The organism is Rhodoferax sp. GW821-FHT10B06 (genome assembly GCF_059415605.1).
Genome location: NZ_JBWKNO010000005.1, coordinates 1 through 24,371, shown reverse-complemented (window position 1 = coordinate 24,371; position 24,371 = coordinate 1). Strand labels below are relative to the sequence as shown.

The 24,371-nt window shown below is 61.2% G+C and carries 24 protein-coding genes; 15 read left to right on the top strand and 9 right to left on the bottom strand.

What is annotated here, in order from left to right:
• Positions 1-5 precede the first annotated feature (5 nt).
• Both AC07O2_RS09600 and AC07O2_RS09595 read left to right on the top strand, forming a co-directional pair.
• Positions 6-3,122, top strand: coding sequence for an efflux RND transporter permease subunit (locus AC07O2_RS09600; RefSeq protein ID WP_495075512.1), 3,117 nt, complete (start codon positions 6-8; stop codon positions 3,120-3,122).
• 72 nt (positions 3,123-3,194) lie between these two features.
• Positions 3,195-3,518, top strand: coding sequence for a low molecular weight protein tyrosine phosphatase family protein (locus tag AC07O2_RS09595; RefSeq protein WP_495075511.1), 324 nt, complete (start codon positions 3,195-3,197; stop codon positions 3,516-3,518).
• A 33-nt stretch (positions 3,519-3,551) separates the two neighbouring features.
• Here AC07O2_RS09595 and AC07O2_RS09590 read toward each other — a convergent pair whose 3' ends face one another.
• From AC07O2_RS09590 to AC07O2_RS09580, 3 genes are all read right to left on the bottom strand, one after another.
• Positions 3,552-4,151 (bottom strand): GNAT family N-acetyltransferase, encoded by a 600-nt coding sequence (locus AC07O2_RS09590; RefSeq protein ID WP_495075510.1) that lies wholly within the window; start codon positions 4,149-4,151, stop codon positions 3,552-3,554.
• A gap of 64 nt (positions 4,152-4,215) precedes the next feature.
• Positions 4,216-4,776 (bottom strand): hypothetical protein, encoded by a 561-nt coding sequence (locus AC07O2_RS09585; RefSeq protein WP_495075509.1) that lies wholly within the window; start codon positions 4,774-4,776, stop codon positions 4,216-4,218.
• A 185-nt stretch (positions 4,777-4,961) separates the two neighbouring features.
• Positions 4,962-5,726, bottom strand: coding sequence for a TIGR04255 family protein (locus AC07O2_RS09580; protein ID WP_495075508.1), 765 nt, complete (start codon positions 5,724-5,726; stop codon positions 4,962-4,964).
• A 237-nt stretch (positions 5,727-5,963) separates the two neighbouring features.
• Between AC07O2_RS09580 and AC07O2_RS09575 the strand changes: the two genes are divergently transcribed.
• A complete protein-coding gene (locus tag AC07O2_RS09575; RefSeq protein WP_495075507.1) occupies positions 5,964-6,782 on the top strand; it encodes a hypothetical protein in 819 nt (272 codons plus the stop codon).
• 42 nt (positions 6,783-6,824) lie between these two features.
• A complete protein-coding gene (locus tag AC07O2_RS09570; protein ID WP_495075506.1) occupies positions 6,825-7,088 on the top strand; it encodes a helix-turn-helix domain-containing protein in 264 nt (87 codons plus the stop codon).
• Positions 7,089-7,157: 69 nt separating this feature from the next.
• Here the strand turns inward: AC07O2_RS09570 and AC07O2_RS09565 are convergent, their stop codons facing one another.
• Both AC07O2_RS09565 and rfaE2 read right to left on the bottom strand, forming a co-directional pair.
• Positions 7,158-8,282, bottom strand: coding sequence for an SLC13 family permease (locus AC07O2_RS09565; protein ID WP_495075505.1), 1,125 nt, complete (start codon positions 8,280-8,282; stop codon positions 7,158-7,160).
• The gene (gene rfaE2 / locus AC07O2_RS09560; RefSeq protein WP_495075818.1) at positions 8,272-8,766 is read right to left on the bottom strand and encodes a D-glycero-beta-D-manno-heptose 1-phosphate adenylyltransferase; all 495 of its coding nucleotides are present in this window, start codon (positions 8,764-8,766) and stop codon (positions 8,272-8,274) included. The genes AC07O2_RS09565 and rfaE2 overlap by 11 nt, the downstream gene beginning before the upstream one ends.
• Positions 8,767-8,854: 88 nt before the next feature.
• Here rfaE2 and AC07O2_RS09555 point away from each other — a divergent pair, with 88 nt between their 5' ends.
• Complete coding sequence (locus AC07O2_RS09555; RefSeq protein WP_495075504.1) at positions 8,855-9,739, top strand: HD-GYP domain-containing protein; 885 nt, start codon at positions 8,855-8,857, stop codon at positions 9,737-9,739.
• A gap of 25 nt (positions 9,740-9,764) precedes the next feature.
• Positions 9,765-10,967 (top strand): HD-GYP domain-containing protein, encoded by a 1,203-nt coding sequence (locus tag AC07O2_RS09550; RefSeq protein WP_495075503.1) that lies wholly within the window; start codon positions 9,765-9,767, stop codon positions 10,965-10,967.
• Positions 10,968-11,084: 117 nt separating this feature from the next.
• On the opposite strand, the gene AC07O2_RS09545 is transcribed toward AC07O2_RS09550, so the two are convergent.
• Positions 11,085-11,945, bottom strand: coding sequence for a ferritin family protein (locus AC07O2_RS09545; RefSeq protein ID WP_495075502.1), 861 nt, complete (start codon positions 11,943-11,945; stop codon positions 11,085-11,087).
• Positions 11,946-12,341: 396 nt separating this feature from the next.
• On the opposite strand from AC07O2_RS09545, the gene AC07O2_RS09540 reads away from it, so the two are divergent.
• From AC07O2_RS09540 to AC07O2_RS09500, 9 genes are all read left to right on the top strand, one after another.
• Complete coding sequence (locus AC07O2_RS09540; RefSeq protein ID WP_495075817.1) at positions 12,342-13,625, top strand: NAD(P)/FAD-dependent oxidoreductase; 1,284 nt, start codon at positions 12,342-12,344, stop codon at positions 13,623-13,625.
• The gene (locus tag AC07O2_RS09535) at positions 13,622-14,413 is read left to right on the top strand and encodes a DUF1365 domain-containing protein (protein ID WP_495075501.1); all 792 of its coding nucleotides are present in this window, start codon (positions 13,622-13,624) and stop codon (positions 14,411-14,413) included. The genes AC07O2_RS09540 and AC07O2_RS09535 overlap by 4 nt, the downstream gene beginning before the upstream one ends.
• Before the next feature lie 5 nt (positions 14,414-14,418).
• The gene (locus AC07O2_RS09530) at positions 14,419-15,663 is read left to right on the top strand and encodes a class I SAM-dependent methyltransferase (protein ID WP_495075500.1); all 1,245 of its coding nucleotides are present in this window, start codon (positions 14,419-14,421) and stop codon (positions 15,661-15,663) included.
• A gap of 41 nt (positions 15,664-15,704) precedes the next feature.
• Entirely contained in the window at positions 15,705-16,199 is a 495-nt protein-coding gene (locus AC07O2_RS09525; RefSeq protein ID WP_495075499.1) for a chalcone isomerase family protein, read from the top strand.
• Positions 16,196-17,479, top strand: coding sequence for an MFS transporter (locus AC07O2_RS09520; RefSeq protein WP_495075498.1), 1,284 nt, complete (start codon positions 16,196-16,198; stop codon positions 17,477-17,479). The genes AC07O2_RS09525 and AC07O2_RS09520 overlap by 4 nt, the downstream gene beginning before the upstream one ends.
• Positions 17,476-18,015 (top strand): DUF3833 domain-containing protein, encoded by a 540-nt coding sequence (locus tag AC07O2_RS09515; protein WP_495075497.1) that lies wholly within the window; start codon positions 17,476-17,478, stop codon positions 18,013-18,015. The genes AC07O2_RS09520 and AC07O2_RS09515 overlap by 4 nt, the downstream gene beginning before the upstream one ends.
• 64 nt (positions 18,016-18,079) lie before the next feature.
• Positions 18,080-18,850, top strand: coding sequence for an SDR family NAD(P)-dependent oxidoreductase (locus tag AC07O2_RS09510; RefSeq protein WP_490591799.1), 771 nt, complete (start codon positions 18,080-18,082; stop codon positions 18,848-18,850).
• A 130-nt stretch (positions 18,851-18,980) separates the two neighbouring features.
• Positions 18,981-19,850, top strand: a complete 870-nt coding sequence (locus tag AC07O2_RS09505; protein WP_495075496.1) for a hypothetical protein — start codon at positions 18,981-18,983, stop codon at positions 19,848-19,850.
• Positions 19,851-19,888: 38 nt separating this feature from the next.
• Positions 19,889-20,326, top strand: coding sequence for a nuclear transport factor 2 family protein (locus tag AC07O2_RS09500; RefSeq protein ID WP_495075495.1), 438 nt, complete (start codon positions 19,889-19,891; stop codon positions 20,324-20,326).
• Between the two features lie 528 nt (positions 20,327-20,854).
• Here the strand turns inward: AC07O2_RS09500 and AC07O2_RS09495 are convergent.
• From AC07O2_RS09495 to AC07O2_RS09485, 3 genes are read right to left on the bottom strand one after another with little or no spacing between them, the layout of a single operon-like run.
• A complete protein-coding gene (locus AC07O2_RS09495) occupies positions 20,855-21,301 on the bottom strand; it encodes a hypothetical protein (protein WP_495075494.1) in 447 nt (148 codons plus the stop codon).
• On the bottom strand, positions 21,298-21,870 hold the full coding sequence (locus AC07O2_RS09490; protein WP_495075493.1) for a hypothetical protein: 573 nt from the start codon (positions 21,868-21,870) through the stop codon (positions 21,298-21,300). The genes AC07O2_RS09495 and AC07O2_RS09490 overlap by 4 nt, the downstream gene beginning before the upstream one ends.
• Positions 21,867-24,110 carry a M23 family metallopeptidase gene (locus AC07O2_RS09485; protein ID WP_495075492.1) on the bottom strand — a complete coding sequence of 748 codons (2,244 nt, stop codon included), beginning with the start codon at positions 24,108-24,110 and terminating at the stop codon, positions 21,867-21,869. Before AC07O2_RS09485 ends, AC07O2_RS09490 begins: the two co-directional genes overlap by 4 nt.
• Between the last annotated feature and the right edge of the window lie 261 nt (positions 24,111-24,371).

The window sequence follows — 24,371 nt, the reverse complement described above, 5'->3', positions numbered from 1 at the left end:
CATTTATGAATGTCTCCGCCTGGTCCATCAAGAACCCCATTCCGGCGGTCATGCTCTTCGTGATGCTGACCTTTGCCGGCCTGCTGTCCTTCAACGCGATGAAGGTGCAGAACTTCCCAGACATCGACCTGCCCACGGTCACCGTCACCGCGTCCCTGCCCGGCGCCGCGCCGGCGCAGCTGGAAACCGAGGTGGCCCGCAAGATCGAGAACTCCATCGCCACCGTGCAGGGCCTGAAGCACATCTACACCTCGGTGAAGGATGGCGGCGTGGTCGTCACCGCCGAGTTCCGGCTGGAGAAGCCGGTGCAAGAAGCGGTGGACGATGTGCGCTCCGCCGTGGCCACGGTGCGCAGCGACCTGCCCGCCGATGTGCGCGACCCCATCGTCGCCAAGATGGACATGGCGGCCCAGCCGGTGCTGGCCTTCACCATCACCAGCCCCAAGATGGATGACGAAGCCCTGTCCTGGTTTGTCGACAACGACGTCACGCGCAAGCTGTTGGCCGTGCGCGGTGTCGGCGCGGTGAGCCGCGTGGGCGGCGTGACGCGCGAGGTGCGCGTGTCGCTGGACCCGCTCAAATTGCAGGCCCTGGGCGCCACCGCCGCCGACATCTCGCGCCAGCTGCGCCTGGTGCAGCTGGACAGCGCTGGCGGCCGTGCCGACCTGGGCAGTGGCGAGCAACCCGTGCGCACCCTGGCCACGGTACAGACTGCGCAGGAGCTGGGCCAGCTGCAGCTGGCGCTGAGCGACGGCCGCCGCATCCGCCTGGACCAGGTGGCCACCGTGAGCGACAGCACCGCCGAGCAACGCTCCGCCGCCTTGCTCAACGGCAAGCCGGTAGTCGGTTTTGAAGTCTCGCGCAGCCGGGGCGAAAGCGAGGTGTCCGTCGGTGCAGCGGTAGAAAAGGCGCTGGATGAACTCAAGGCCCAGCACCCCGACGTCACGCTCACCGAGTCCTTCAACTTCGTGGCGCCGGTGCAAGAGGAATACACCGGCTCCATGCATCTGCTGTACGAGGGCGCCATCCTCGCCGTGGTGGTGGTGTGGCTGTTCTTGCGCGACTGGCGCGCCACTTTTGTGTCGGCCGTGGCGCTGCCGCTGTCGGTCATTCCGGCCTTCATCGGCATGGCCTGGCTGGGCTTCTCGGTCAACGTCATCACGCTGCTGGCGCTGTCGCTGGTGGTGGGCATTCTGGTGGACGATGCCATCGTCGAGGTAGAGAACATCGTGCGCCATCTGCGCATGGGCAAGACACCCTACCAGGCGGCCATGGAGGCAGCGGACGAGATCGGCCTGGCCGTCATCGCCACCACCTTCACCCTGGTGGCGGTGTTCCTGCCCACGGCCTTCATGAGCGGCATTGCCGGCAAGTTCTTCAAGCAGTTTGGCTGGACCGCCGCGCTCGCCGTGGTGGCCTCACTGGTGGTGGCGCGGGTGCTGACGCCGATGATGTCGGCCTACATCCTCAAGCCCATCGTCACCGCCGAGAAGGAGCCCGGCTGGCTGCGCGTCTACATGCGCTGGGCCGCCTGGTGCCTGAAGCACCGGGTGCTGACCATGGTCGGCGCCACGCTGTTTTTCATCGGCTCGGTGATGCTGATCCCGCTGCTGCCCACCGGCTTCATCCCGCCCGACGACAACTCGCAAACCCAAGTCACGCTGGAGCTGCCACCCGGCTCCACCCTGGCGCAAACCAGTGCGGTCGCCGAGCAGGCGCGCCTGCTACTGGCCCAACTGGAGGATGTGAAAAGCATCTACACCACCGTGGGTGGCGGCAGTGTGGGCGGCGACCCGTTTGCCCCCGCCGGCACCGCCGAAACCCGCAAGGCCACGCTGACCATCACCCTGACCGACCGCGGCGCACGGCCGCGCAAACAGGTGATTGAAAACCGCATGCGCGCCACGCTGGAAGCCCTGCCCGGCGTGCGCAGCAAGGTGGGCCTGGGCGGCTCGGGCGAGAAGTATGTACTGGTGCTCAGCGGCGAAGACCCGGTGGCCCTGCAAGAGGCCGCCATGGCCGTGGGCAAGGATTTGCGCACCATTCCCGGCCTGGGCAGCGTGGCCTCCACCGCCAGCCTGATACGCCCGGAAATCGCCGTGCGCCCCGACTTCGCGCGCGCCGCCGACCTGGGCGTCACCAGCAACGCCATCGGCGAAACCCTGCGCATCGCCACCGTGGGCGACTACGACACATCCCTGCCCAAGCTCAACCTGTCGCAGCGCCAGGTGCCCATCCTGGTGAAGCTGGACGACGCCGCGCGCAAAGACCTGGCCGTGCTGGAACGCCTGGCCGTGCCGGGTAGCAAAGGCCCGGTGATGCTGGGCCAGGTCGCCACGCTACAGACCACCGGCGGCCCGGCCGTCATCAGCCGCTACGACCGCACGCGCAACGTCAATTTTGAAATCGAGCTGTCCGGCCTGCCGCTGGGCGACGTGACCGCCGCCGTGCAAAAGCTGCCCTCCATCCAGCAGCTACCGCCCAGTGTGAAAGTGGTGGAGGTGGGCGACGCAGAAGTGATGGGCGAGCTGTTCGCCAGCTTCGGCCTGGCCATGCTGACCGGCGTGCTGTGCATCTACATCGTGCTGGTGCTGCTGTTCAAGGACTTTCTGCACCCCGTCACCATCCTGTGCGCGCTGCCGCTGTCGCTGGGCGGCGCCTTCGTGGGCCTGCTGATCGCGCAAAAGAGCTTCTCCATGCCCTCGCTGATCGGCCTGGTGATGCTGATGGGCATCGCCACCAAGAACTCCATCCTGCTGGTCGAATACGCCATCGTGGCGCGCCGCGACCACGGCATGACGCGCGTAGAAGCCCTGCTGGACGCCTGCCACAAACGCGCCCGCCCCATCATCATGACCACCCTGGCCATGGGCGCCGGCATGCTGCCCATCGCACTGGGCTGGGGCGCCGCCGACAGCAGCTTCCGCAGCCCCATGTCGGTGGCCGTCATCGGCGGCCTCATCACCTCCACGGTGCTGAGCCTGCTGGTGGTGCCGGCCGTGTTCACCTACATCGACGACCTGGAGCACTGGTTCCGGCGCATGGGTGCGAAGCTGCGCAGCAAACCCGCCCCGGGGCCTGCCCAGCTGCCCCCGGCGCCACAGCCCAAGGCGCTATCGTAATAAGAGCTGCTGGCGCAGGTAATTCCTGCGCTAGCGGCCTTTTCCGTTTAAACCAGGGATACAGCGCCAGCCATGCCACGCGTACTCTTCATCTGCAGCCGCAACAGATTGCGCAGCCCCACGGCCGAGCAAGTTTTCTCCACCGTACCTGGCGTGGAAACCGACTCCGCCGGCCTGGCGCCCGACGCAGACTGCCCGCTGAGCGCGGACCAGGTCGAGTGGGCCGACATCATCTGCGTGATGGAGAAGCGGCACCGCACGCAACTGGTCCAGCGGTTCAAGCGGCACCTGGGCGGAAAGAAGGTGGTGTGTTTGGATATACCGGACAACTACCAGTTCATGCAGCCGGAGCTGGTGGCGCTGTTGGAGAAGCGGGTGCCGGGGCATCTGCGTTAGGTTTGCGTATCGGCCGGAAGCTGCTGGGCCGATTTAAATGCCTATCTCCGAAAGCCTAGCCCAGCGTTCGCGTGACAGGCGGTACAGCACTTGCCTACGCAGCGGGCTATCTGCGGGCACCAATGGATGGTCGAAATCATCCGCGGGGTCGTATGCCATACCCAGCTTTTCCATGACCCGGCGTGAGTTGCTGTTGTTTGGCACAGTGTTGGCCACAATCTCCTGAAGTCCGAGACGATCGAACCCGAAGTTGATGGCCGCGCTAGCAGCCTCTGGGGCATATCCCTTGCCCCAAAATCGGCGAGCCAAACGCCAGCCCACTTCCACAGCGGGAGCGAAATGGGCCTGGTAACCAATGCGGAGCAGACCAGCCGCCCCCATGAATTCGCCGGTATCTCGGGACTCTATGGCCCACAGGCAAAAACCGTGCGTCGCCAGATGCGCTTGCTGCCGAGCGATCCAGCTGTCCACAGCCTCTGGTGAAGCAAAGGGGAGCAAATATGCCATCACCTCGGGATCAGATGACATCGCCGCGAAAGGTTCACGATCACTGCCGCGCCAGGGACGCAGAATGAGGCGATCTGTTTCAAGCGGCAATGGTTCCGGACTAGGCGTTCCAGCGGGCTTGCACATGGGGCTGTTTATCCTATAGAAACGGATGCGGCCAGCCTGGCGAGTGCATGCATGGATGTTTCAGCTAAGACACCACGGAAGGTAATCCGATCCGACCGAGATACGCCGCAAAGCGCTGGGACAGGTCCTCTCGAAAAAGGTCGTCCAATCGGCAAACGAAAGTCCTTTTCCGGATCTTTTCTAGGTACGCGGTCTGCACCGAAAAATAGTGCTTGAAGTCCGCAATTGACGCTACCGCTGGCACGTGAGCAGGGAAATCGATGTAGTGATATCTCGGCCGCTCGTTCTGCATCAGAGTCTTGCCTTCCGTGGCTTTCCTGTTGATGGTCGTGCCGGTTATTTGGAGATCGCTTAGGTGCTCACCAGTGAAAACGTGCTCAGCGTTGTAGAGCGGTACAACGAGTACCGAGAGCAGTTTGTTACCCTGTCTTTCCTTGGTTCGTCCGTTGAAGTCTTGTTCAAGGTCGCAATCCTGTGTAAGCACTACAACGAGCGGAAAGATGATTTTGCTGACCTCAACGATACCCCGCTTCTCCACAGCGTACTCGATGCATTCAACGTCACGGAATATGTCGCCCTGCGAGATTCGTGACAGTCGCCGTTTTTGAACGACTATGTTAGTCACGCGTAACCTTTCCTCGAAGGATAACTCGCTTTGGCTTTCCGCTCACCATCGGAATTGGCGTCATCTTGAACCCTGACGATATGTCAACACTTATAGACTGCTCGATAGCTCCCGTAACTTCAGGCGCGTGAACAGGGGCAGGTTGCGCAAGGGCGGCTTGGGTCACTGGGGACGCGACATAGTCACTACTGAACGGGTTGCTGGCCATTCATCTTCTCCCGCAAGGTCCTTTTTATACTTCGCTCGAAGAGTGACTGCACTCGAGTGTGTGCTTCGTCCATGTAGGCCATTGTGTGGTTCAGCTCGTGCGCCTCAGCCACACTCGCGTCGATGTCGATTACGAACAGAGGCCGCTTGATGGGCGCGGGAAAGTCCGGATTTGGCATCCCGTACTGAAAGCGAATACCAACCTGTCCGTATTTCAGTTCGCTGATAGAAACTAGGCGAGTCAAAGCCTCATCATCAGAGAAAAAACCACGGGCTGCTACAAGTTCATCATTGATGTAGTCGCTCCACCTCGTTGCGTCCTCAACCAGCCCATCGATCTGGTTGATGTAACGCAGCCCAAAACGGGCAATCATGGTCCCTGGAAATACTGCACCAAGGGCATCAACCAACGCGCCAAACTGTTCCTTGGTTTCCTCGTATGTCGTGTACTTCGTGTACTGGATAAACGCAGCCGATGACGATAACGTCAGTTGCCTGTCCCGTTCGCGGCTGAAATAGTTCCACTGGCGTTCCGTAATTTGACGATGGGCAATGCCGTCGGTGTTGACAGCAACCTCCTGCGTCACGACATCAGCAGGTTCGATGATGGGAAAGTTCTTGGCTATTGGATTGACGAGTCGAGTCGGTGGTCCCTTGTCCAACTTCTCAAGTGGGGCAGCGAAATCGATCCTGACTACCACCTGCTTCAGAAATGACTTCCCGTAGCAAACTTCTTCATACATATCTGTAATCCTCAGCCAACCTGCTTTTTTATACCCAACAACTCCGCAGTTTCGCCAAGCTGTACTCAGAGCGTCATCTTACCGCCGTCATTAAGTGCTCTGTTCAGAAACATCTTGATGTATGAGTACCAAGGGCCCTCTTTAACCTCAAGTAAGAAACTAATTTGCGCGCCTACGCCCACCGCCTAAAGCAAAAGCGCTTGCCTCGCCAACCCCCTCCCGGTTACCCTGGCTCCCATGTCATCAAACCGCCACACTTTTTCGCTAGTCCCCATCGAAGCAGATATAGGGGTTCTATCCTGGTGGCGGGCGCTGTGTGCGATTGCGGTACTGAATGTGTGCCTGTGGCTGGCCGTGCTGCAAATGGGGCCGGGCAGCGGTATCTACGCCGGGCTGCAGCTGGCCTTGTCTGGCGTCTACGTGCTGGTGTGCGCCTACCGCTCGGTGCTGCCGCGGGTGGACCTGGAGCGGCTGGTGGTGGTGGACACGCGGCTGTCCAGCATCTTCCTGGGCCGCAGCGCGGCCACGGTGGCGGAGGTGTGCTTTGCGCTGCAGCTGGGGCTGCTGGTGCACCAGCTGGGCCTGCATGCCGGCATCGCCTGGGTGCAGACTGCGGCCTGGGCGATACCGGTGTTCATGGCGGTGGCCCAGGGCTTCTGCTGGCACAGCGTGCTGACGCTGAACCACATTACCCAGGCGGTCGAGTCCTCGCTGTGGGCAGCGGGCTTTGCGTGGATGGCGACGCTGCTGGGCGCCGTGGCCCTGGGCAGCAGCGGCTGGGTGCAGGCGCTGGCCATCGCCGGCATCTTGGGCGCGCTGTCTTTCGTGGCCTATGTGCTGTGCGTGGACGTGCCGATGTACTGGCGCCGCTACCAGCATGGCCGCGCCCACGGCCTGGCCTATATGCGCCTGGGCCAGGGCGCGCGCGACGCCTGGCAGCGCCGTGTGCCCAGTGGCAACTGGGCGGCATGGCGGGCCGACGCACTGTGGCTAACGCCGTACTTCAGCTTCGGCGTGTGGGTCAGCATTGCCATGGTGTTCGTACCCGGCTATTGAACGGGCCGGGGCGGTGCTGCGCTCTGAGTAGACAATCCAGCCATGACCCAAGGCAAACGAATCTCTCCCCACATCCCTGACGACGCGGTGCAGGCCATCAAGGACATGGGCGCGGCAGCCAAGCAGGCCCGCGTCGCCGCAGGCGAAGGGCAGGCGGCAGCGGCGGCCCGGCTGGGCGTGCACGTGCAGACCATTGCCCGCGTGGAGTCCGGCGAGCCGGGCGTGGCGATTGGCCATGTGCTGGGCTTGCTGACGCTGTATGGCATCAGCACGCGGCTGCAACCACCCGAAGTAGCAGAGGGCTGAAGAACCCCGGCGGTCATTTGAATAAAAATGGCCGCTAGCGCAGATTCCACCTGCGCCAGTAGCTACCTTTTATATAGCAAACAGCAGTAGCCAGCCCAAGGCCGCACCGGCCACCAGGAAAGGGATGGACCAGACGTGGAAGCTGATCCAGGCGCGTTTGTCTGGCGCCATGCGCAGGGCGATCAGGTTGGCCAGCGAGCCGACCATCAGGCCGAAGCCGCCGATATTGACGGCGTAGGCCAGCACCTTCCAGTCCTTCGAAAACTCGGCCAGGGCGATGGCCGCCGGCACGTTGCTGACCACCTGCGAGGCAGCAATGCCAGCCCAGAACAGGTGCATGGGCTGCTGCAGCCCCCAGCCGGCGAGTGCGTGCTGCACCAGGTCCAGCCCGGCCAGCAGGCGCAGGTCGATGAACATCAGCACGAAGACCAGCAGCAGCCCCCAGTCGATCTGCGCCAGCACGCGCCAGCGCAGCAGGCCCAGGCACAGCAGCACGGCCAGCAAGGCCCAGGGGGCGTAGTGCATATCGGTCAGCACCAGGAACACCGGGTATAGCAGCAGGGACACGGCCAGCAGCGGACGGCTGAGCGCGTGCTCGGACTCGGGGTCGCTGGTTTTGAGTTCGCGGCCAGAGAAGGCCAGCGCCGTCACCGCCCATAGCAGCAACATCAGGATGGCCACCAGCGGCAGCATGTGCCAGACGAACTGGCCAAAGGAGCTGCCCGAGAGCTGCCACAGGAACAGGTTTTGCGGATTGCCGATGGGCGTAAGGGCCGAGCCGGCGTTGACGGCCAGCGCCTCGAACACCACCAGGCGGGTCGTGGGCAGCGGGGTGATGCGGCAGATGCCCAGGGTCAGCGGCACGATGACGAACAGCGCCACGTCGTTGGTCAGCACGGTAGACAGCGCGGCGGCGGCGGTCACCAGACACAGGGCGGCGGCGCGTTCGCTGGTCATGTAGCCGACCAGCCAGTGGCCCAGGCGGTATAGCGCGCCACTGCTTTCCACGCCCTTGGTCAAGGCCAGCAGGCCGGTGAGGGCGGCGATGGTGGGCCAGTCCACCAGGGTCGGGTAGGTGCGCAAGGGCGTGCGGGTGGCCCAGCTCAGGCCCACCAGGGCCAGCAACAGGATCTGCAGAAAAGTGTCGTTACGCAGCGTCTGCCAGACGCGCTGCAGCAGCGGCTCAGGCGCCATGCGGCTGCTTGATCTTGCGTACCAGCGCGGTGGTGGAGTAGCCGTCTACAAAGGGTATGGCCAGCGCCGTGCCGCCATAGGCTTGCACCACGGCGGTCTCGGCCAGCTTTTGCATGTCGTAGTCGCCGCCCTTGACCAGGATGTCGGGGCGCAGCTCGGTGATCAGCTCCAGCGGGGTGTTTTCATCGAACCAGGTCACCAGGCTGACCGACTCCAGCGCGGCCATCATCACGGCGCGGTCGGTCTCGTTGTTCAGCGGACGGTCCGGGCCCTTGCCCAGGCGGCGCGCCGAGGCGTCGCTGTTCAGCGCCACCACCAGGCTGCCGCCGAGTGCCCGGGCCTGGGCCAGGTAGGTGGCGTGGCCGCGGTGCAGGATGTCAAACACCCCGTTGGTGAACACCCAGGGGCGGGGCAGGCGGGCCAATTGGGCCTGCGCATCTTCCCGGGGGCATATTTTTTGCAAGAAAGCAGGTACAGCGAGCATTGACGTCATGGTCAAATGCTAGCAGGCTCAGTACCTGCTCAAGAGGAGAGTTGATTTGTCGATACCTGAATAGATAATCTTTGCCACCATGCCGCCATCTCCCACCTATCTGCCCGACTGGGCAGCCCTGCAGCAAAAGGCCCATGCCTTGTTGCGCGACACCCAGAGCGCGCAGTTCCTGCCGCGGCTGGAGCAGCTCTATCAGGAGCTGCATGGGTTGGTGCAGCAGTATCCGGATGCCACGCTGTTTGCGCTGATCCACCTTTCGGCCACCGAGATGCGCAGCTACAGCGCCACCCACGCGATGCTGGTCTACGTGGTGTGCAGCCTGGCCGCCAGCGAAACCCTGAACTGGTCGTCCGAGCGCGATGCCACCCTGGGTAAGGCCGCGTTGACCATGAACATCAGCATGTCGGCCCTGCAGGACGACCTGGTGCTGCAGACCAAGCCGCTGAGCGTGGCCCAGATGGAAGCGGTGGAACAGCATGCCGAACGCTCCTGCAGCATGCTGCGCAGCATGGGCGTGAGCGATGAGAACTGGCTACAAGCCGTACGCCACCACCACGACCGCACGCCCGGCCCGCCGGCCAGCGAGGCGTTGCACATCGCCCGCCTGATACAGCGCGCCGACATCTATGCGGCGCGCCTGTCGCCGCGCCTGGGCCGGCTATGTCTGCCACCGGTGGCGGCCGCGCAGTCCGATGAAGCCGGCGCCGCCCTGGTCAAGACCGTGGGCCTGTACGCACCGGGCACGTTGGTCCGGCTGGCCAGCCAGGAGATTGCGGCCGTGATACGGCGCGGCATCCACAACACCACACCGCAGGTCGCGGTACTGATCAACCGGCAGGGCTTCCCTACCGGCGAGTGGATCGTGCGCGACACCCAGCAGTCCAGCTACAAGATTACCGGCCATGTGGCGCGCCGCGATGTACGCGCCGCTGTGCCCATGGAGCAACTGCTGGAACTGATTTGACCGCGCACACCCAGGCATTGCCACCATGAACCTCATTCCCGTCAACCTCAGCACCCTGCGCCTGGGGCAGCCGCTGCCATTCACCCTGCGCAATGAAAACGGCGTGCTGCTGGCCAACAAGGGCTACACCATCACCCGCCGCGAGGAGATTACCTACTGGACATCGCGCGGCATGACGCTGTGCGTGGACGTGGACGCAGCCGACAACCACCGGGCCTATGTGGGCAAGCTGTACGACATGGTGCGCACAGACACCACGCTGGGCCACATCGCCGAAATGCAGCTGGGTGCCGACGACCTGGCGCCGGTCGAGCCCACAGAAGCCTCGGGCATTCCGGACTGGACGGCGCTGCAGATGCGTGCCAACACCTTGCTGCGCGACCCGCAGGCCGAAAACTTCCTGCCCCGGCTGGACAAGCTGTACAACGAGCTGCACAACCTGGTGCAGCTGCACCCCGACGCCACCCTGTGCGCGCTGATGCACCTGGCCGCCACCGAGGTGCACATGTACAGCGCCACCCACGCCATGCTGGTGTACGTGGTGTGCAGCATGGCCGCGCGCGATGTGCTGAACTGGCCGCCCGAGCATGACGCCACGCTGGGCCGGGCCGTGCTGACCATGAACATCGCCATGACCGCACTGCAAGACCAGTTGGCGGTGCAAAACCAAGCCATGACGGCGCAACAGATCGAGATGGTGGAGCAACACCCGCAGCGCGCCTTCACCATGCTGCTGGCCCTGGGCGTGGACAACGAAGACTGGTTGCTGGCCGTGCGCCACCACCATGACCGCGCCCCCGGCCCGCTGGACGCCAAGACCGTGGCCTTGCGCATGTCCCGGCTGATCCAGCGCGCCGACTCTTTCATTGCGCGGCTGTCGCCGCGCGTGGGGCGCGACTCCATACCGCCAACCACGGCCATGCAGGCCTGCTATTACGACGAGGAAAAGAACGTGGACGAGGCGGGCGCGGCCATCATCAAGGCCGTGGGCGTGTATTCACCCGGGGTCTTCGTGCGCCTGGCGAATGGTGAAATCGCGGCGGTCATACGCCGCAGCGCCAATACCACGGCCCCCCGCGTGGCCGTGCTGGTGAACCGCGAAGGCATGCCCACCGGCGAGCTGATCGTGCGCGAGACCAACACCCCCAACTACAAGATCGTGGCCCATGTGCTGCACCGCGACGTGCGGGTGCAAGTGCAGCTGCACAAGCTGCTGGCGCTGATATAGAACACCCCCAGGCTACGCACTGCGTGTCTTCGCCAACCCCCTTGCAGGGGGCGATACCAGCAGCCCGGCGGAGCCGGTTCTGCGGTATCTCTGGAAAGATAATAGCTCGCCTCGACGCTAGGCTGATGCTACGGGAGGGGTGGCTTCGGCCAGTTCCCGGGTGATTTCCTTGCGGTAGCGGTTCAGCTCCTGCACGGTCTTGAAGCTGCGGTCCATCAGCAGGCTCAGGTTGTGCAGGATGCGGTCCACCACCTTGCCTTCCCACACCGCGTCGAACTTGATCTGCGTGTCCAGCCAGTGCTCCAGCCACTCGGGGTTGGGCAGGCGGCTCTGGATGGTGTCGCGCGGGAACAGGCTCTCGTTCACATGCAGATTGGTTGGGTGCAGGGCCTGGGCGGTGCGGCGGGCGCTGGCCATCAGCACACCCACCTTGGTGAAGGCGGTGCGCGCCTCGTTGCCCACATTGGCGATGGCGCGCTTCATGTAGCGCAGATAGGCGCCACCGTGGCGGGCCTCGTCCTGGCTGAGCTTGGTGTAGATGTTCTTGATGACCGGCTCGGAATGCCATTCGCTGGCGCGGCGGTACCAGTGGTTCAGGCGGATCTCGCCGCAGAAATGCAGCATCAGGGTTTCCAGCGGCGGGGCCCGGTCGAACTCGAAACGCACGTCGTGCAGCTCTTCTTCGGTGGGCACCAGGTCCGGGCGGAAGCGGCGCAGGTACTCCATCAGCACCAGCGAATGCTTTTGCTCTTCAAAGAACCAGATCGACATGAATGCCGAGAAGTCGCTGTCGTCCTGGTTGTCGCGCAGGAACATCTCGGTAGCCGGCAAGGCCGCCCATTCGGTGATGGCGTTCATCTTGATGGTCTGGGCCTGCTCTTCGGTCAGCAGCGCCGGATCGAAGTCGGCCCAGGGAACATCCTTTTCCATATTCCAGCGTACAGCTTCGAGTTGCTTGAAAAGTTCAGGGTAGAGCATGGCAGTCCTTCATAGCTGGTTTCATTCTAGGCGGTGCAGATGACATTTATTCTCAAAACCATCAAGTAAACAAACCTGTAACGACTTAAATATAACTTACTGGTCGCAATGTGACTGATTGGTATATTATCGCACCATGCGATCCACAGTCCTATTTCCCGCAATGTCGCCAGCCCGGTACGCTTGGGGGAACTTTTTAGCCCCAGCCGCTGTCACTACCCGTGTTGCCGCTATGCGCGCAACCTGTTTTTATTGGCAGCGAAGCAGTCCGCGCTCTGCGCGTGGACACGATGCCCCAGGGCGGTTCTCCTCCTCCCTCACTCCCTTGTTCGCTCCGGGGTGCTTCGCGGCCACTTTCCTCACCCTCATTGCTGGCGGTCGGCCATGACAGCGCGCATGCGACTGGCCATCGTCGGCTCCGGCATCTCCGGCCTGGCCGTGGCCCATGCCCTGCACGACCACGCCGACATCACCCTGTTCGAAGCGGGCAGCTACTTTGGCGGCCATACCCACACGGTGGACCTGACCCTGCCCACGCCGCAGGGGCCGGTCACACATGGGGTGGACACTGGCTTTCTGGTGTTCAACGAACGCACTTACCCGAACCTGATTGCGCTGTTCCAGCAGCTGGAGGTGGCCACCAGCAAGACCGATATGTCTTTCTCGGCCCAGATCCCCGGGCCACAGCATCTGGAATGGAGCGGTAGCCGCCTGTCCAGCGTGTTCGCCCAGCGCAGCAATTTGTGGAACCCGCGCTTCTGGGGCATGTTGCGCGACTTGCTGCGCTTCAACAAGCTCTGCACCCAGCTGGCTTTGGGCAACAACGATGCAGCTTTGGCGCAACCACTGGGCGACTTCCTGGCCCAGCACCGCTTTGGCAGCGCCTTCCGCGATTGGTACTTTCTGCCCATGATGGGCTGCATCTGGAGCTGCCCCACGGAGCAAATGCTGCAGTTTCCGGTGGCCACCATGGTGCGCTTCTGCCATAACCACGGCCTGCTGCAGGTGCTGAACCGGCCCCAGTGGTGGAGCGTGACCGGCGGCGCGCGCCACTATGTGGACAAGATCACGGCCCGCATCCAAGACAAGCGCCTGCACAGCCCCGTGCAGCGCATAGAACGCCGCGCCGACGGCGTGTTCATCGCCAGCCAGGAACACGGCTTCCAACGCAGCGACCGCTTCGACAAGGTGGTGCTGGCCACCCATTCCGACCAGGCCCTGGCCCTGCTGGACCAGCCCACGCAGGCCGAGGCCGCCACCCTGGGCGCCATCCATTACCACGCCAACCAGGCGGTGCTGCACACCGACGCCTCGGTGCTGCCGCGCAACCCGGTGGCCTGGGCCGCCTGGAACTACGAGCGCGCGCCGGCCACCGAGACCGAAGCATCCCGCGTGTGCCTGCACTACTGGCTGAACAAGCTGCAACCCTTGCCGTGGGAACAGCCGGTGGTGGTTTCCTTGAATCCAATCCGCGAGATCGCGCGTACCCATGTCATGGGCACTTACGACTACGCACACCCGGTACTGGACCTGGCCGCCATCGCGGCGCAAAAACGCATGCCGGCGCTGCAGGGCCAGCAGAACACCTATTTCTGCGGCGCCTGGATGGGCTACGGCTTCCATGAAGACGGCCTGAAAGCCGGGCTGGCCGTGGCCGAGCAGATCAAGGCGAGGGTATGAACGCCACAGGCACGACCCCCTCGGGGGGCAGCGCACTACACGCAGTGAGAAGCGTGGGGGCACCATTGATCGGCTTTGGCCAAGTGCGGCATACCCGGTTACGGCCGGTGCGCCATGCCTTTGCCTACCCCACCTATTTTTTGATGCTGCCCATGCGCTCGCTGGCCGGCAGCCCGCTGGCCATCAACCGCCGCGCGGCCTTGAGCTTTTATGACGCCGACCACGGCGACGGTCAAGGCAGTGCGCTGGCCTGGGTCGAAGCGCTGCTGCAGCGCGAAGGCATTGCAGACGCCGATGGCGAAATCTGGCTGCACTGTTACCCGCGTGTGTTCGGCTACACCTTCAAGCCGGTGAGCTTCTGGTACTGCCACCGCGCCGATGGAGCCTTGCGCGCCATCGTGGTCGAGGTCAACAACACCTTTGGCGAACGCCACTGCTATGTGCTGGACCAGCCCCGCTATGGCCTAGAGCTGAACGCCGCCAAGGTGTTCCACGTCTCGCCGTTCTGCCCGGTGGAAGGCGGCTACCGCTTCCGCTTCATGCGGGCCGGCGACAAGACCGTGGCCCGGGTGGACTACGACGACGTGCAGGGCGCGCTGATCGAGACCAGCGTCAGCGGCACGCTGGAACCCTTGACGGCCGCGAGCATGCGCCGCGCCCTGTGGCGCTACCCGGCCATGACCCTGGGCGTCATGGCCCGCATCCACTGGCAAGCCTTCAAGCTGTGGCGCCAGCGCGTGCCCTTCTTCCGCAAGCCCCAGCCACCCCAAGATTTTGTGACGAGATAGAGCCCATGCCCATCAGCACCACCGCCCCACGCTTCGCCATTCCCTCCGACGCGCCGGCCGCCGCCCGCAGCGCCCTGCAGCTGCTGCAGCGCCTGCGCCATGGCAGCCTGACCATGCAGCTGCCCGACGGCAGCATGCAGGTCTTCGGCAACCACCAGCAGCACGGCGACGCCCCCACCGCGGCCATGACGTTGAAGAACTGGAACGTCTGCGCGGCAGCCCTCAAGTCTGGCGACATCGGCGTGGCCGAAACCTATATCGCTGGCGACTGGACCACGCCCAACCTGACCGACCTGCTGACCGTCTTCATCTGCAACCGGCAAGAGATTGAGGACGTGGTCTACGGCCACTGGATAGGCCGGCTGTGGTACCGCATCAAGCACTTGCTGAACCGCAATACCAAGGCAAACAGCCAGAAGAACATCCACGCCCACTACGACCTGGGCAATGCCTTCTACAGCCTGTGGCTGGACGACAGCATGAACTACTCGTCCGCCTGGTTCGAGGGCGCGCTGGACCAGCCGCTGCGCTTGGCGCAAAACGCCAAGGTGCGCCGCGCCCTGCGCATGGCCAACGTACAAAAGGGCGACCGCGTGCTGGAGATAGGCTGCGGCTGGGGCGCGCTGGCCGAGATGGGCACGGTGGAATTCAAGGCCAGCGTCACAGGCGTCACCCTCAGCACCGAGCAACTGGCCTTTGCCAACCAGCGCATGCACCAGCTGGGCGAGCGCTTGGGCTTAGGCAGCCGCACCGACCTGCGCCTGCAGGACTACCGCGACATCGCCGACGCGCCGTTTGACGCCATCTGCTCCATCGAGATGGTGGAAGCCGTGGGCCGCGAATACTGGCCCACCTACTTCCAGACCGTGGCCCGCCTGCTCAAGCCCGGCGGCCGCGCCTGCATCCAGAGCATCGTCATCGACGACAGCCTGTTCGAGCGCTACATCAGCAGCACCGACTTCATCCAGCAGTACATCTTCCCCGGCGGCTGCCTGCCGTGCCCGCGCGAGTTCAAGCGCGAAGCCACCGCGGCCGGGCTGGAGGTGGTGGACGAGTTCGCCTTCGGCCCCGACTACGCCGAGACCCTGCGCCGCTGGCGCGACAAGTTTCTGGCCGCCCGCACCGAGGTGCTGCAACTGGGTTTTGACGAAAGGTTTATGCGCTTATGGGAGTTCTACCTGGCCTACTGCGAAGCCGCCTTCGACAAGGGCAACATCAATCTAGTTCAGTACACGCTATTAAAAAAGTAGCTTCCTGCGCAGGTATTGCCTGCGCCGCAGGCCTTTTTTGCTTGAATCTGTGGGCGGCAGACCTGCCCGCACCGGTGGCCCAGGCCGTACCGCAAGCCACGCTCAGCGGCAGCACGCGCCTACGCGTGTGGGGCTTTGAGGTGTATGACGCCCAGCTCTGGGTGGCGCCCGGCTTCCAGGCCGCGCGCTATGCCGACACGCCCTTCGCTCTGGAGCTGCGCTACCTGCGTGATTTCAGCCGCGCCGACATCGCCCGCCGCTCGATAGGCGAGATGCGCCGCAGCGCCAGCATTCCCGACGCCCAGGCCCAGGCCTGGCAGCAAAAGCTGGAGGCTGCCTTCCCGGATGTCAAAAAGGGCGACCGCATCCTGGGCATTTACGAGCCGCAAACGCAGACCGCGCACTTCCTGACCAATGGCCAGCCCACCGGCGAAATCCGCGACGGCAACTTTGCCGCGCTGTTCTTCGGCATCTGGCTGTCACCCCAGACCTCCGAGCCGGCCATGCGCAAGGCCTTGCTGACCGCCACGCCGTGACATCCTCCGCCGCTTTCACCCCGCGCAACGGCCTGCTCTACGGCCTGATGGGCCTGCCCCTGGCCTTTGTGGCGCTGCCCCTGTACGTGGTGCTACCCAACCACTACGCCACCACCCTGGGCGTGCCCCTGGCCCTGCTGGGCCCCTTGCTGCTGGCAGCCAGGCTGCTGGACGGCGTGGTGGACCCACTGCTGGGCCGCTGGGGCGACCGGCTGTTTGCCACCTCGCACCGTGCCGTGCTGGCGGTGGCGGCGGGCGCCGCACTGCTGATGGCGCTGGGTTTTACCGGCCTGTTTTTTCCCAGGGCCAGCACACCGCAGGGCCTGCTGCTGTGGGCCGGCGCGCTGCTGGTGCTGACCTATACCGCCTACAGCACTCTCGGCGTGCTGCACCAGTCATGGGCCGCGCTGCTGGGTGGCAGCGAGGCCGAGCGCAGCCGCATCGTGGCCTGGCGCGAAGGCCTGGGCCTGGTGGGCGTGGTCACGGCCAGCGTAGCCCCGGTGCTGCTGGGCCTGCCCGCGACCGTGGGTCTGCTGGTGCTGGGCCTGGCTGCCGGCTGGTGGGCCTGGAGCCGCTCGGTTGCGCCCTCCACCCACGCAGCGGCTGCGCACGCCAGCCCCGCAGCGCTGTGGCAACCCTGGCGCAACCCGGCGTTTCGCCGGCTGCTGGCGGTGTTTCTGCTGAACGGCATTGCCAGCGCCGTGCCTGCCACCCTGGTGCTGTTTTTTGTGCAAGACCGGCTGCAGGCCGCAGCCGCCCTACAGCCGCTGTTTCTAGCCACCTATTTCATCTGCGCGGCGCTGTCCATTCCGCTCTGGCTGAAGGTGGTGGAGCGCCTGGGCCTGGCGCGCACCTGGCTGGTCGGCATGGGCTTGTCGGTGGCCACCTTCATCGGCGCCAGCCTGCTGGGTTCGGGCGACAGCACCGCTTTTCTACTGGTCTGCGTGGCCTCGGGTGCTGCGCTGGGCACCGACCTGGCCCTGCCCAGCGCGCTGCTGGCGGGCGTGGTCAAAGATGCCCAGCATGGCGGCGTTGGCAGCAATGCCACCGGCCTGTACTTTGGCTGGTGGAACTTCGCCACCAAGCTGAACCTGGCGCTGGCCGCCGGCCTGGCCCTGCCGCTGCTGGCCCTGGCCGGCTACACACCCGGCGCGCAGGACGCGCCCGCCCTGCGCGCCCTCAGCGCCGTCTACTGCCTGCTGCCCTGCGTGTTGAAAGCCCTGGCCGCCGCCGCTCTGTATTGGCTCATCGTCCGTCCAACCCCCGAGGTATCCCCATGAAACGCCGTCTTCTACTCGCCGCCACCGCTATCACCGCCCTGGCCGGCTGCGCGGGCCCCCAGGTGGCCGACTACGCGGGCCAAACACCGAAGCTGGACCTGCGCAGCTACTTCAACGGCACGCTGGACGCCTACGGCGTGTTCACAGACCGATCCGGCAAGGTGGTGAAGCGCTTCACCGTGGTCATGGCGTGCAGCTGGAGCGGCGACGACGGCATGCTGGACGAAACCTTCAGCTACTCCGACGGCAGCACGCAAAAGCGCATCTGGCGGCTGCACCGCGAGGCCGATGGCCACGGTACTGTCAGGTATAGCGGCCGGGCCGACGACGTGGTGGGCGCGGCCCTGGGCGAAGAAAACGGCAACGCCTTCCACTGGAACTACACCCTGGCGCTGCCGGTGGACGGCTCGGTCTACAACGTGCAAATGGACGACTGGATGTACCTGGTCACCGAGCGCGTGATGCTGAACAAGGCCCGCATGTCCAAGCTCGGCATTCACCTGGGCGACGTAACTTTGTCCTTCACGAAACGTTAAGCCAAATCGGCCGCTAGCGCACACATAACCTGCGCAGGCAGCTATCAAAACCATAGTAGGCAGCATGTCACTCAACCCTCGCATCACCGACTGGCACGGCAAAACCGTGTGGCTGATCGGCGCCTCCAGCGGCATCGGCCTGGCCACGGCGCAGGCGCTGCACGGCCAGGGCGCCCAGGTGGTGGTGTCGGCCCGCCAGGCGGACGCACTGCAGCGCTTCGTGGACCAGCACCCGGGCGCTCGTGCCCTGCCGCTGGACACGGCCGACCACGCCGCTCTGCAGGCCGCCGCGCTCAGCCTGGGCCAACTGGGGCGTATCGACGCCGTGGTCTACTGCGCCGGCTACTACCGCGCCCAACGCGCTACCGCCTTCGACCTGGCGCAGATGCAGCAGCACCTGCAGGTCAACTACGTGGGCGTGCTGCACATGCTCGACGCAGTGCTGCCCGTACTGCTGCGCCAGGGCAGCGGCCACATCAGCCTGGTCGCCAGCGTGGCCGGCTACAGCGGCCTGCCGCAAAGCCTGGCTTACGGCCCGACCAAGGCCGCGCTGATCAACCTGGCCGAGACCCTGTACCTGGACCTGCATGACCAAGGCATAGGCGTGAGCCTGGTCTGCCCCGGCTTCGTCAAAACCCCGCTGACCGCGCAGAACGACTTCCAGATGCCAGCCCTGATCACCCCCGAGCAGGCCGCCACCGCCATGCTGGCCGGCTGGGCAAGAGGCGCGTTTGAAATCCACTTCCCGAAACGCTTCACCCTGTGGATGAAGGCCCTGCGCCTGCTACCCTACAGCGCCTACTTTCGGGCAGTACGCGGCATGACGGGGCTTTAAAACCGCACACGGCGGATCTTTCTAGCTTCAGCGCCGCTTTGCATGGACGCTGGCGCTATCTTTCCGGTTGCTGGTTAAGCTCAAAAAAACCTGCTTTCTGAAATTCCATCGTTTTCCACGTATTTATTCTATGAAGCACTTCTTGCATCGAAGCATTGCGGTCAGCTTGCTTGTCCTTACGGTTCTGCTCAGCGCATGCAGTACCACCAACGTTGCCACTGTTACCACCAGGTCTGCAAAGACCCCCGGTGAGCCTATCCAGCGCATGGCTGTCTACTTTCAACGCGCTAGCTTTCAAGAGGGAGATGCCCACGAAGTTGAGCGTGCGAATAGCTACTCCCGCATGCTCTTTCCAATTCTGGAGCAACGCATCAAGCCCATCTTTTTGGAAAATGGTATTCAGATACCCACCATGCGAATCGAGTTGGAAATTAAACCGAACGCATCCTTGTTGGCTTCGGCGTTTGATTGCTGCGGCTACGTTCTACGCATTCGCGAGGAAAAATACAGGTACAACTCCAGCGTGCACCACCTCGTGCTGGCAGCAGAGCTTTACAGCCGTAAAGCTGGCTTGCTTTGGAGTTCCGGCGTAGCAACCAATGGCCGTATAGACACACCAGAACTCATGGGCCAGGTCGCCGATGAGGCTTTGAAAAAGATTCTGGAAACAATGCGGGAAGACAGGGTTCTAGATGTGGCAACCATCCGCATGCCTGCACCGGAGGCATTTACTCTTCCCCATATTGCCGACGCGTCTACGGTGCCAGGGCTCGGCCCCGATGGCACCGCTGGGTACCGCAGCTTTGTGACGAGCACGTCGCCCCGGGCATTCGCTCTAGGTCCTTTTGGTACGTGGGGAGCCGCCTCCGCAAGCGATCAGGTGAAACCTGGCGATCCCCAAGACATCCAGGAAAGAGCCCTGGCCAGGTGCCAAAAATCTAGCAAAGTGAAATGCCGTATTTACGCATTGGGCCAAGAGGTTATTTGGCGAGGATTTTAGGAACCACAACCCGGCCCCTAAGGCCACCACTATGCGCCATGTGCAACACTAAGTCGCCCCTCCAGACCATCGTCGATTTCTTCGAGACGCTGACCCCCACCTCGGTGGCGCGCTGCGGCGACATCTACGCCGCCGACGCGCGCTTCAAGGACCCGTTCAAAGACGTGCAAGGCCTACCCGCCATCCAGGGCATCTACCGCCATATGTTCGACACCCTGGATGGGCCGCGCTTCGTGGTGCTAGAGCGTATCAGCAGCGGCCCGCAGTGCTTCCTGACCTGGGACTTCCAGTTCCGCTTCAAAAGCTTCAGCCCCACCGTCACCCAGACCATCCACGGCGGATCGCACCTGCAGCTGGGGCCGGACGGCCGCATCACCCTACACCGCGACTACTGGGATGCGGCCGAGGAGCTGTACGAAAAGCTGCCCGTGGTGGGTGGCTTGATGCGATGGCTGAAGAAGCGGGTGAATAGTTAAGGATGCCCTGCATAACTTTGGTGGGGATGTGGTGGTGCGGATCGGGATGGGATGCAAGGCGCATTTATGCAGAGAATGCTTAACCCCCAACCAGGCGATGGGGGCTGGCGTGGGGATCAGATCCCCGTGGAATGGCGTGCATTCGCTATGAAATTTGCAGCAGTTGACGCCGGCACTACCTGCGCCAGTGGCCAATTCGGCGCTTGTGTTTTGCACCGCTAGTTGCTGCAGCAACTCATCCCACAGCTGCAGTAGCAACTGGTCTATAAGGCCGAATAGTTCGGCCAGGGCTTCCTGGGCCGGGCGGGACAGGCTGTTAATGCCGATGATGGTGACGCAGAGTGCGAGCAGTTCCGGGTCTTTGCTGGCGCTGTCTTGGTATGGACTGCCTATGCCGGCGAAGCGGATGCCGGGACGCACGGTGCTGAGGCCTTTCCAGCAACTGCGCTGGCTGTGATGGACCTGAGTCACATGCTTGGCTAATCGCCGGTATTACAAATGTATTGGAAATTGTATAAAAGTGGTACGTTATCTAAGCATTGCAACGCAGTCGCTGTCCGATTTGCCTGAAGGGGAAAAAACAACCTCTTTCCCGGTTTTGATATTTTTATATATCACGTAAGCCCCAAAAATAGTTGCATTTTTAGGTTTCAAAAGACGATATTCGCCAGTTATTTTCTCATCAAATAACTCTAGCCAGTGCAATTCGTAGTCCATGAACTCATCAGTTGTACTGTCATCAATGTAGACAAGTGGGATCGTGTTCTTTGATGTGCTGTATTTTACAAGTGCGCCAACTTCTTGTTGAATATCTGTGTCGAGATATTTCCGCAAAACAAGTTCTATGCGCTTGTTCTTCTGACTCGCAAAACACAATGTTTGAGAGGTTGTTTCTGCATTTACTATGCTGGATAATAAAATTACTGCTCCTAAGATTGGAACGGCCCATTTTATTTTTCGAGTCACGTAGTTCACGGGGTTTTGTCGATTACTTTTAGTTTTTTCCAAATTTCAATAATTGTCGATTCTGGTGTTATTGTTTTTTTGGTAATTTCATTTTTTGTATAAAAATTACTATAAATATATGTCTCTTTGTTTAGGGGGTAAAGCGTGGCCCAGCAAGTTGCTGTTGGGCGATAGATGACGCCATTTTTTATATCGCAATCTATTAAAGCGCTGAATAATTTCTTCGAGGAATTGCTGGAGGCATTCATGGGGTATTGAGATGTGCCTGTTGATATTGTATATTTTTCTTCGGGTGGATTGGAGTCATTGATATTATTTTCTATACCCATGTCTTTCAAGAAATCAAGATTGCTGCTTAGGCACATATCACCCATATATTTTTGGTTTGATTTTTGGAAAAATTGAATACATTGGGTGCTGGTGTAATCTGAATTGTATTTTTTATTTTTTACCAATAAATCATTGACCTCTATTTTTTCGATGGAAAATCTAGGATTCTCAAGAATTGTTTCTGAGTGCACTAAATTGCATGAAAGCAAAAACGGTATGTAGTAGATATGGGTGAATATTTTTTTCATGGCGTATCCGTAATTATTTTTGCTATTTCTTCTGTTGCGGTTAGTCGATCGGCTAGACCGTTTGGATCCCCTGTCGAACGATTAATTCCGTTAATGGCTCTAGCTACTTCTCGAACTGATGTTCGGTCGATTGTAGGACTTGTAATAATTGAATTTATAGATCTGAACCCGTTGCTCGATGCTCCTGCTTCCCAATACCATCCACCTGCATCTATTGCATTAAATGAGTTTAATGATAAATTTTCAGGATGATTTATGTTTGGTGCGATATTTGGTCTTGCCGGGTTCCACCAGGGTTTTCTGAATGAATCTGGATTGAGCCAGCCTCTATATACCCAATATTTACTGTAATTATCTCTGCCAGTAAGTTGCTTCATTCCTCGCCCTCTGAATTTCGGACCATCTCCGGTTTCGATATTGCCTAATCTGTTTTCTAGATAAAATAAATAATTTGGCTGCGCAGGGTTGTAATATCCGTTTGTTTCCGGTTGAAAACTTGCGTGCGTGGGGTTGCGACTGAAGTTTGCCGATCCCTCTACCATTAAGCATAGATACATGGATTCAACTGCGCCTTGGCCAAAAAAATGGGTCATGCGAATAGGTGAATTAATTAAGTATTTTCGTATGACTTTGTTTATTTCTAGCCGGTACATATCTCGTACGGAATTTGGATTTCTCCCTAGCCCTTCAGTTGTTAGCGCTCGCGTCGGAAATTTCGCGTCAGGATAAATGCGTTTCAATTCATCTCTGCTCAACCACCCACACATCCGAAAGTGCCTAATAAACTCCCTTGGCTCAAAGTGCCAGTGCATAGCAGGCAGAGGCGTGCCCGGGGCATTGTTTGCACCGGGTGGTCCAATCAGTCTTGGACTGGCGGCTTGCCAGAACGCCATAGCGGTAATGTGCGCGCGGAGCACTTCAAAATCGTCGTCACTCAGCGGGTTGGCGTCCACGGTTTTTAGCCATCCCCACCGCACATCAACAGTGCTTGCATCCCACTCCGTAGGAAATTTGCAGATGGTCTTCTTGAGCTTTGCAGCTTTGGCTGGCAAGGCGGCACGAGCTCGGAGTTCAGCGTCTGTCAATTGCTCATTGGGCGTGTTTCGTAACAGGCCTTTCAGCAGGGCTGAATCGCAACGGCAATCTGGGTCTGTGTCGTCGGCAATGTGTTTCCAGTCTTTCCAGTGCGGAAAGTCTGCATCGCTGAATTTATGGATATTGGCTGCATTGAGGTTGACCCAGCCTTGTCCGCCTGGGTAACGAACCTCTCGCCAATGGGGAACGGTGGCAGGTGTCAGTGCGTCTGGGCCAATGACCCTGCCGAATCGTAGTAGCTCATAGACCGCGCTGGGCGCCGGTCGAGCGCCTGTGGGGTAGGCTTCGCTGATTTGGGTTGCCCTGGTGTAGAGCTTGTATTCCGCGTCTGCCTCCACCAGTGCAGCGGTAGCTTCGTCGGGGGCAGCCGCGTTGCTGTTAGATGCCGGGCCAATAACGGAGCCATCAAGCTGAAACGTGCATAGGTAGGCCGAGCCTCTGTTGTTTGCGTCACCTTGGCCTTGTGCATAACGCAGACCTACGATCAGCGCTTCGGTGCTGGTGTACGAGGCTTGGAGCGCTACTGCTGGTGGTTTGGGCTGGCCGTGTGGCGTAGGCGGCTGGTGCATTGCACTGGCATTGTTGTCAAGTGGTTTTTCTGCAAAGACGGGTGTTCCTGCAGGCAAGTGGAAATACATCTGGCCATAGATGGCATCGGTACGTCCGTTGGTTGTTAGCGCAAGATCGCCATTGGCTCGGCCAGTTAGGCGTGCCAAGTTGGCGTCGTCACAGACAATTTCAAAATGGATTTTGTTTTGTACACCATAAATGTGGCCAGCGTCCCCGATAACCGCTTTCCGGTATGTGTTGCGGCCAGCCGCTACGGTGCTCTCAATATGCCGTAGGTGCATGTAAATGGAAAAGAAACTGACTTTGCCGTTGTCGCCTTCACCAATTTCTGTGTCGTGCCGGATGATGATTAAGCCGTTGTCTGTCCATTGACCTCGGTACATCTGTGGGTGTGGTGTCACGGTATCGTCGGGTCGTCCAGTAGGTTGGCGCACGTAGACGATGGTTCCGTCTGCGATGGCACGTACTTGTTCGGCCACGTTGCCATTCATTGGTGCATCCAGATGTAGACCGCCGTGCCAGCCGAGATATGCGCTAACAGGGAAGCCGCCATCTCCAAATGCGCCGCCGGCCATGCAAGTATTTATCCAGTCGTGTTCAGTCTGATTTGCAGCTTGGGCAATCAGAAATGGAGGGCTTATAAGCATATTGATTCAATTTGGCAAGATACAGTTATCGGAAGTTCACTGCGCCTGTGTGCTAACTCAGAGCGAGAAATGCGCGCCTTCGTGCAATTCGAGTTCGCCTTGCGGCAAGCTTGGCAGCGGATACCCCACCCGCCCCGGCCCCTCAAACACCTTCTGCGAAGCATGCACCGTAATCTGCCCCGGTGCGGT